Annotated in this window: 5 protein-coding genes and 2 pseudogenes; 3 read left to right on the plus strand and 4 right to left on the minus strand. The window is 43.2% G+C overall.

Annotated elements, in window-relative coordinates:
* A pseudogene (locus H5185_RS19345) lies at nt 1–133 on the minus strand (glycogen/starch/alpha-glucan phosphorylase); the annotation flags it as partial.
* 152 nt (nt 134–285) lie between these two features.
* Between H5185_RS19345 and glgC the strand changes: the two are divergent.
* A complete protein-coding gene (gene glgC / locus H5185_RS19350) occupies nt 286–1,548 on the plus strand; it encodes a glucose-1-phosphate adenylyltransferase (protein WP_124014731.1) in 1,263 nt (420 codons plus the stop codon).
* Between the two features lie 9 nt (nt 1,549–1,557).
* Nucleotides 1,558–3,288: a glycogen synthase gene (locus H5185_RS19355; RefSeq protein ID WP_182742910.1), complete on the plus strand. Its 1,731-nt coding sequence runs from the start codon at nt 1,558–1,560 to the stop codon at nt 3,286–3,288.
* A 356-nt stretch (nt 3,289–3,644) separates the two neighbouring features.
* Here the strand turns inward: H5185_RS19355 and H5185_RS19360 are convergent, their stop codons facing one another.
* The 3 genes from H5185_RS19360 to H5185_RS19370 all read right to left on the minus strand — a co-directional run bounded on the left by H5185_RS19360 (nt 3,645) and on the right by H5185_RS19370 (nt 9,007).
* Complete coding sequence (locus tag H5185_RS19360) at nt 3,645–6,038, minus strand: TonB-dependent siderophore receptor (protein WP_182742911.1); 2,394 nt, start codon at nt 6,036–6,038, stop codon at nt 3,645–3,647.
* A gap of 237 nt (nt 6,039–6,275) precedes the next feature.
* Nucleotides 6,276–7,997, minus strand: a complete 1,722-nt coding sequence (locus tag H5185_RS19365) for a phospho-sugar mutase (RefSeq protein ID WP_182742912.1) — start codon at nt 7,995–7,997, stop codon at nt 6,276–6,278.
* Between the two features lie 326 nt (nt 7,998–8,323).
* Nucleotides 8,324–9,007 carry a glutathione S-transferase family protein gene (locus tag H5185_RS19370; RefSeq protein WP_182742913.1) on the minus strand — a complete coding sequence of 228 codons (684 nt, stop codon included), beginning with the start codon at nt 9,005–9,007 and terminating at the stop codon, nt 8,324–8,326.
* A gap of 197 nt (nt 9,008–9,204) precedes the next feature.
* Between H5185_RS19370 and H5185_RS23085 the strand changes: the two are divergent.
* A pseudogene (locus H5185_RS23085) lies at nt 9,205–9,290 on the plus strand (glutathione S-transferase family protein); the annotation flags it as partial.

Here is a 9,290-nt window from a genome sequence, read left to right on the forward strand (position 1 = left end):
TTGAATGCTCAACAATGTGTTGCGGTTGATAATTTATCCGCGCTTGAGCGACTTGGTTAGCATCTAAACCAAATAAGAAGAAATTATCATCACCCACCTCTTCCAGCATCTCAATATTGGCGCCAGTGGGCGTTTTTCAAGCGACAACACCATAGCGGGCTACCGCGATGAAATATGGATGAAAAAGTAATACAAGGAAAGTGCAGCGACGCTGTAATTAACGTAAATCGTAGATTAATGTTTGTTTATTGGTGGCTAAGTTGAATAGCCAAATGGAGTCTGCTTATGAGTAATGTTCGTTATATTAGTAATTTAACTCGTGATACCTATGCGTTGATATTAGCGGGTGGTCGAGGTTCTCGGTTGTATGAATTAACCGACTGGCGTGCGAAACCTGCGCTTTATTTTGGTGGTAAGTATCGCATTATCGACTTTCCGTTATCAAACTGTATTAACTCAGGAATACGAAGAGTGGGAGTGGTGACGCAATATAAGTCACATTCTTTAATTCGACATGTTACTCGTGGCTGGGGTCATTTCAAAAAGGAACTAGGGGAATCGGTTGAGATTTTACCTGCGTCACAGCAAACATCTGGTAACTGGTATCAAGGTACTGCCGATGCGGTATTTCAAAATATTGACATTATTCGGCATGAAATCCCTAAGTATGTGATGATTTTATCTGGCGATCATATTTATCGTATGGATTATGCTGGTTTGCTCGCAGCTCATGCTGAATCGGGTGCCGATATGACTGTGTGTTGTTTAGAAACCCCAATTGCAGAAGCGGCAGGTGCATTTGGGGTGATGGAAGTTGATAGTGATAATCGGGTCATTGGTTTTGAAGAAAAGCCCGCAGAGCCTAAGCCAACCCCAACTGATCCAGAAAAGTGTTTAGCCTCAATGGGCAACTATGTTTTTAATACTAAATTTTTGTTCGAACAATTAAGAAAAGATGCCAATAACGAAAGCTCAGATCGTGATTTTGGCAAAGATATTATTCCGGCAATTATCAAAACACATAATGTGTTCGCGTTTCCTTTTACAACTTCAGTGTCTGATGAGCCAGCCTATTGGCGCGATGTGGGTACCTTAGATTCATTTTTCCAAGCGAATATGGAGTTATTGTCGCCAACACCAGCATTAAATTTATACGATGCTAAGTGGCCTATTTGGACATATCAGGAACAGCTGCCACCGGCTAAGTTTGTGTTTGATGATGATAATCGCCGCGGTATGGCAGTTGATTCGATCGTTTCAGGCGGTTGTATTATCTCTGGTGCCAAAGTGAAACGAAGCGTGCTATTTGACGAGGTGCGTGTGTGTTCTTATTCCTCAGTCAAAGATTCGGTATTATTACCCGATGTGGTGGTACTGAAGAATTGTAAAATAAAAAATGCCATTTTAGATCGGGGTTGTATTATTCCTGAAGGCATGTCGATTGGTTATAATCAAGAACATGACAAGGCGAGGGGTTTTAGGGTGTCAGAAAAAGGCATTACCTTGGTAACCCGCAAAATGTTAGGTTTAGCGGTTGGCTTTGAATAAGGATCCTAGATGACTCCTGCGAGTGTAAAACGAGTCCTGCTGGTGGCAGCAGAAAATGATGCACTGCATGGCGCTAAAGTTGGGGGCATGGCGGATGTCATCCGTGATTTGCCGCCAGCATTGGCACAATGCGGCGTAATAGCCGATGTGGCCATGCCAAATTATGGCTTCTTAGCGCAACATTATCATGCCGCACACATGGCTGATGTTGAAGTTGATTTTGCCGGCCAGCGCCATACTGTAGCGGTTTATCGCTTGCCAAGACCACAACATAAAGAAGCCATCCTTAATGTGGCTGAAGATCAATGGGATGACGCGGTAGCTCAAATCTATCTATTTGATCATCCGCTATTTAATCATCAAGGCCAAGTGTATTGCAGTGGTTCGGCAGACAGACCGTTTGCCGAAGATGCAACCAAGTTTGCGCTGTTTTCTCTTAGTGTGGCCACGTGCTTGGTGAATAAATTATTACCACGGTTTGAGGTGTTGCATTTACATGATTGGCACAGTGCAATGGTTGCCATGCTGCGTGGATGCGTAGATGATTTTTCTGCGCTGAGAGCATTACCTTGTGTGTTTACCATTCATAATTTGGCCTTACAAGGGATCCGGCCTTTTATTGGCGATGATTCATCGTTTGCCCATTGGTTTCCGCAATATGTGGGTAAATTAAACCTTATTGCCGATACCAGTATATTTGACCCTCGTTACAGCAATTGTGTTAATCCGATGCGCATGGGAATTGTACTCAGTGACAAAGTGCATTTAGTGTCGCCCAGTTATGCGCAAGAGGTGTTAATGCCATCTGACTATCACAAAGGCTTTTTTGGTGGCGAAGGGTTAGAGGCCGATTTAGTGGTTAAGTCTTTGCAAGGTAATGTGGTTGGGATCATTAATGGCTGCGTTTATGATGATGTTAGCCATAAATCCAATCAAGCCCAGCCTACTCAGCAGAGCGAGTATTGGGCGTTATTACTTCAAGCTGAGAATGCCGTCATTAAGTGGCAAACTAAAACAAGCCAGCTGAGTGTATTAGACTCCATTGCGTTAACACGGATCAGTCAATCTAAGCAGACTATATTAGCCGACTATCATCACTTAACCGCCTTAAAAAGCAGTGTGTCAGATGATGAGCAACGATTTTTACTGACCTCAGTTGGGCGTTTAACAGAACAAAAAGTGTTGATTCTGTTGCAGCCTTTTAACCCAACTCACGCCACTAAAATTCATGCCTCGGCGAAAACAGTGTTAGAGGCTATTCTCGAATCACTCAAGAAATATCAACCTAATGGCGTGTTTATGTTACTTGGTAGTGGTGATGTGAATATTGCTAATGCATTACAAGCTACCGCAGCACGTTATGATAACTTTGTGTTTTTACATGGTTATGACGAAGCTTTATCTGAGCAACTTTATCGCTTGGGCAGCTTGTTTTTAATGCCCAGTTCATTTGAGCCTTGTGGGATCAGTCAAATGCTCGCGATGCGGGCAGGCCAACCATGCTTAGTTCATGGCGTCGGGGGGCTCAATGATACGATTGAAGATAATGTCAGTGGCTGGGTATTTAACGGTGCAACACTGGCGACACAAGGTGAAGCCTTGGTTGAACGTTTTACTCAAGTGCTCGAGTTATTTGGCAGTGATATTTGGAAGCAAGTGAAACAAAATGCCGCTAAACAACGATTCACCTGGGATGAGGTTGCTAAACAATATATTGAAAAGTTATATGTGAGCAGTTGAGCTATCCAGTCAGTATCCAAGCGAATCACATTGGATAATGTGACTAGGTAGCACTCAACCGATTACTCAAATTATTAGCAAACGAGTAGCAGGCAGCTCTTGGCACTCTTTGTATTGATAGCCGCAATTGCTCAATTAGCCAATAAAAAAGCCAATCAAATTGATTGGCTTTTTTGTCTTCCAATAACCACTTAAGCTTGACCTGCTAAATCGCTGACGACTTTATATGGTGCACTTTATGTCGAAGCGTTGTGCTGAGCCATCGAACGATGTTGTCCGTTTGATGACTCATGAGTCAGCTGCTGATATCGTGCTATGACCAATAAAGATACCGTCTTGTGTTACTAGTTTAGTGACTAATAGGTATAGCGAAGATCCAAGTAATAGTAACCACCATTAAACCCAAATGGAGTATTGGTGAGCGGGTATATGAAAATTCCGTTAAAGTTATTATCCTCAGGACGTTTCTCTGGATAAGTATCAAACAGGTTTTGTACCCCTAAGGTGACGGCTAGATTATCGGTTGCACGGTAACGAGTACTTAAATCTGTGGTCCATCTTGAGCCATATTCCACTTCACTTGATGAATAACCCACAGTGTAGTTTCCGAAATAACTGAAACGTAAGTTGGTAGTGAAGTCGTCATACTGATGCGTAAAGCCAATGTTAGCAGTGTTTTTAGGATTGGCTTCAGTCATGCGAACAACTTCAATATTATCAAATAGCTCGTCTTCTAAACCATTGAGGATTGAAGGCAACGAAATGGACTCAATTTCAGTTTCTTTGTATGAGTAGGCTAGGTTGGCTTTTAAATCGCCAAATTTACCAAGGTCTATCCCTTGAGTGATCACTAAGTCTACACCTTGAGTTTTAGTATCAACCGCATTCATAAAGAAGCGAGCCGAGTCGGCATTGGTACCCTCAAGGATAGCGGCAATCGCCGGTGAACTTTCTTTATCTATAGCGCCTGATAAAATGATTCTGTCATCGACATTAATTTCATAAGCATCTAACGTAACTGCAAAACCATTATTACCCGTGTAAACAATACCTGCACTATAAGAATGTGATTGTTCAGCTTTAAGATCTGGAATACCTAGCTCTGATCTAATCGGCGATAACTGATTAAAGGTGCCTGATTCTCTAGGAATAAACTCACCAGTGACAGGATCGGGATCAAAAAAGGTCGATACGTTAGTAAAATACAGTTGCTGCACACTGGGTGCACGGAATCCCGTGTCGGTAGTTAACCTAAGTGCCAGACTGTCCGTCAGCTCATAACGGCCAGATAGCTTCCAGCTGGTGTTGCTACCAAAGTCAGAATAATCTTCATAACGCACTGCTGCTGCCCAATAAAAATCTTCGGTGAGTTGGTTTTCAAGTTCAATATACAGTCCGAGGTTAGTGCGGTCTTCATCGACTTCAGACTCTTTGGTAAAACCACCAAAACCTTGGCTACCGCCGGATTTCCCTTGGTAATCGCCTTTGATATACGACTCTTCTTGGCCTGCATCAATTTGATAGCCACTTTGACGCCATGTCACGCCCATCGCGACTAATAAGTCTGAGTCATTAGCAAAATCATAGTAGCTTGAAGCATCGACATTAAGATTGAGCTCACTGGTAGACAGGGTTCCTGCATCAAAGCTTGTTGGGCTAATAGGGCCGAGCGAGGCATTGATACTGTTTTCTAAGGTATATTCAAAACTGTTGCTACCAAAACCAGCCGATGAGTCAACTTGCCATTTCCCTAACTCAAACTCATAACCGGTTACTAAAGAGTAATCGATAATTTCTGGGCTTATTTGTGGTAAAAATCCGTCTGGATAGACTTCAATCACGTTGCGAGAATCAAGTGCGCGACGATAAAAAGCGCCTGAACTTGAGTTACGTTTGCTAATGCCACCAAAGGCATAAAGCTTACCCTTGGTATCTAACCCTTGTTCAGCATTCAAAAATAAGCCGTAGTTGTCATAGTCACTGTCGCCAACATGATGGTTTTTACGATCGAATGTGGCTTCACGGGGATCAGGACTGCCGTCGGCTAATGTTGGATATTGCTGGCGAGTATCAAAGCCCGCTCTGTTGGTGGAGTTTTTCTGATGCGCCTCTAAAGAGACGTTCACAAAACCTTCGTCACTGAAGCTAAAGCCTTGGTTTACGCCTAAACGAACTTGCTCACCATCACCTTCATAGGTTTGACCTACTTGAGTCGTAATGCTGCCGCCTTGGTCACTGTCTTTCAGCACAACGTTAATCACCCCAGCGATAGCGTCAGATCCATAAAGTGCAGAGGCACCGTCACGTAAAATTTCAATTCGCTTAATGGCTGTCATCGGAATAGCATTTAAATCAACGTTTGACGAACCTTTGCCTAAGGTTCCGGCCAAATGCACTAATGCCGAACCATGACGGCGTTTACCATTAACCAACACTAAGGTGTGATCCGGTGACATGCCGCGAAGGCTTGCTGGACGCACAGCGTCACTGCCGTCAGTAATTGATGAAAATGGGAAGCTATAACTTGGTGCTGCAAATTGTAATGCTTTGGCCGTTTCAGTAATACCGGTGGCTTCAAGTTGTTCGGAGGTAATAATATCGACAGGTGTTGCACTGTCTGTAGCGGTACGAAGTGCGATACGCGAACCAATGACCTGAATGCGCTCTAGGTTTTCACCTTCCTCTGCAGCGATGGCTACAGGAGCTGAAATACTGCCAATAACGGCCAAACAAACGAGACTTTTATACATTAGTAATCCTGCGATAACGTTATAGTAAACTTTGTAACATTATAGGACATTTTCGCTGATGCATAGGAGTACTAACTGCTGACTTAGTTAGTCTAATCAGTCATATGTCATGACACTCTGGTCTAGTTGAACACTTAGTGGCGTTCATTGATTGACTATTAAACCGCGCAAACAATAAATGCCTGCGATCAGTCACAGGCATTTATTGTAGATGATGTGATTGCTGTTAAGCGGCTCTTAGTTGGGTAAGCTTGCTTGGTGGGATGAGATAAAAGCTGCCATCGCTTGTTCAGCGCGATCTTGTGCTGATGCCCAAGTATCGGTATTGGTCATGGTTTCGACTATTTCGTAATAGCACTTAATTTTAGGTTCAGTGCCAGAGGGACGAACTATCACGCGTGCGCCATTTGCTAAAGCATAAATTAATACATCACTGCTGGGCAGATCAATGGTGTGTTTGCTGCCATCGGCGCAAGTACGCTGCAGGCTTTTTAAATCATCGCTAGACACCACAGCGAACTCACCAATGGTAAGTGGTGGATTTTCACGTAAAAAATCACCAATATTAGGGGTGTCAGGTTTGAGCGCAATACTGACTTGGGCATTAAGATGAAACCCGTGTTGGCGATAAATCTGTTCTAATCTGTCCCAGATGGTTTTGCCATTGGCGGCAAGCTCTGCAGTGAGTTGCGCAAAGGCAACAATGGCCGATAAGCCATCTTTATCCCACACTAAGTTGCCTATGGTATAACCGAGTGCTTCTTCATACGCGAATAAAAATTGGTTATCTTGTTGATGCTGACTAATACCGACATTCATCAGCCATTTAAAACCTGTTAGCGTGGTGTAGCTTTGGGCACCGAACTCAGAGGCGATTTTAGACAATAGGCTTGATGACACTATGGTTGTGCCGTTAAGTTGTTGATTTTTAGGGGCGTGGCTGAGTAAGTAATGACCCAATAAAACCCCGACTTGATCGCCAGTTAGCATTTTATATTCACCATCTGGTGTACGTACAGCAACAGCAAAGCGGTCTGCATCAGGATCATTGGCACAAGCCAGAGTCGCCTTGTGCTTTTTTGCCTCAGCAATCACTAAGTCCATGGCGCCTTTTTCTTCCGGGTTGGGGAAGTTAACTGTCGGAAAGTCACCATCAGGTTCACGTTGCGCGGCTACCGAATACACCTGAGTAAATCCAGCATCTTTTAACACAGTTTCAGCCATGTCGGCGCCCACACCATGCATTGCGGTATACGCTAAACTGACTTTATCTTGGCCATTGCGATATTGCAGCTCTTTGGCATCAAATATTCCCTGGCGATAGGCTTGGTAAAAATCGTCTTGCAACCAATTCAGCTTTTGTTGTGCAATGGCATCATCTAAGGCTAAAAACGGCATAGCTTGAGTGGCTGCACGAGTGATTTGGGCAGCAATTCCGCTGTCGTGGGGTGGAATAATCTGTGCGCCATTTTCCCAATAGACTTTATAGCCATTGTATTGTGGTGGGTTATGGCTGGCTGTTACCACAATACCCGCGGCAGCATTAAGATGTTTTACCCCAAAAGCGACTAATGGCGTGGCGGCAACTTTATGAGTCAAGTACACGTTAATGCCCATGGCAGTTAGTACACTCGCCGCATCGTGGGCAAAATCATAAGAATCGTGGCGGCCATCGTAACCAATTACCACACCGCGCTCGGCAGCATTGTTAATCTGCTCGAGTAAGTAAGCACCCAAACCGGCAGTGGTTTGGCGAATAACTAAACGGTTCATCGCCATTGGGCCAACACCAACTTCACCTCGAAGCCCTGCAGTGCCAAAGGCTAAACGGCCTGCAAAGCGAGCAGCAAGTTCAGTTTCATTGTTTGAATCAATGAGTGCTTGCAGTTGCGCACGAGTTTTTTGGTCGGGGTCTTTGTTGAGCCAATGGTTAATTTGATGTTGAAGATGGGTATTCATGAATCACCTCATTGATAATCATTTTCAATAACAGTAGGAAAATCGCGCCACGAGAACAAGTGAATTCGTTACCAAATCAATAAAAATAACAATTTGTATTCATGATTTCTACGCTTAGTCTACATGCTTGAACGTAATCATTAGTCTATAAACAAACAGTTGCCGCTAAATATGAAACCTCTAAAGCAAGTATTACAACCTCTAAAGTCAATATACCAATCCATAGCGTTAAGCGTGCATTACAAGCAAGAGCATTGTCGCCTAGACAAGATACAAAAAAGGCTTGTGAGCGTTATCAACAAGCCTTTTTGTGACAGGATCAAAACCTATTTTGTTTCAGCAGCATAATTTTGTGGGAAAAAAGCACGTTTTGCGGCTTCATCAAATTCTGATTTAAATACAATATCTTTACCCATGTCTCTGGCTCGTGCAACGGCTGGACGATTGTTGATACTGTTAAACCAGCGTTGAACATTCGGGTAAGTGGCCAGTGCATCTTGACCTAATACATAGCCGATTTTATCAACCCAACCCCATGCAGCAATATCGACAATGCTCAATGCATCACCCACGATAAACTCACGGTTACTAAGATGTGCGTCAAGGACTTGGTAATGACGTTGAGTTTCACGTTGATAACGGTTTGTGGCGTAAGCTATTTTTTCAGGTGCATGATGGGTGAAATGTACACATTGACCAGAATAAGGTCCTAAACCAGTGGCGACAAACATTAACCAAGATAATAGCTCCCCTCGATTTTCAGGCTCGCCAGCTAATTGACCTGTTTTGTCTGCAAGGTATAAAAGAATGGCACTTGAATCGAATACACGCACGCCATTATCTTCAATAGCGGGGGTTTTGCTGTTGGGGTTAATCGCTTTAAACTCCGCAGTATGTTGCTCACCTTTTAAGGTATCCACTGGCACAAGCTCAAACTCGAGAGCAGTTTCTTCAAGGAACAGCGCAATTTTCATTGGATTAGGGCCTGGATGGAAATAAAATTTAATCATGTGAACTCCTTATAAGTAAGAAGTGTATTAAAACAGTTTTTGAACGAATGCTCAAATTAATTTGATCGATCGCTCAAAATTGATAGAAAGACGATAGGGTATTGTTATCATGTAATTAAATATACGGGAGAGAACTGTAAGTTGATTGCAGTGAAAGCTATGGCCTTTAAAGCCTGATTATCTTTTTAGGAGTTCACATGATTAAATTTTATTTCCATCCAGGCCCTAATCCAATGAAAATTGCGCTGTTCCTTGAAGAAACTGCTCTCGAGTTTGAGCTTGT

This window comes from Shewanella sp. SG44-6 (assembly GCF_014164185.1).
Lineage (GTDB): Bacteria > Pseudomonadota > Gammaproteobacteria > Enterobacterales > Shewanellaceae > Shewanella > Shewanella vesiculosa.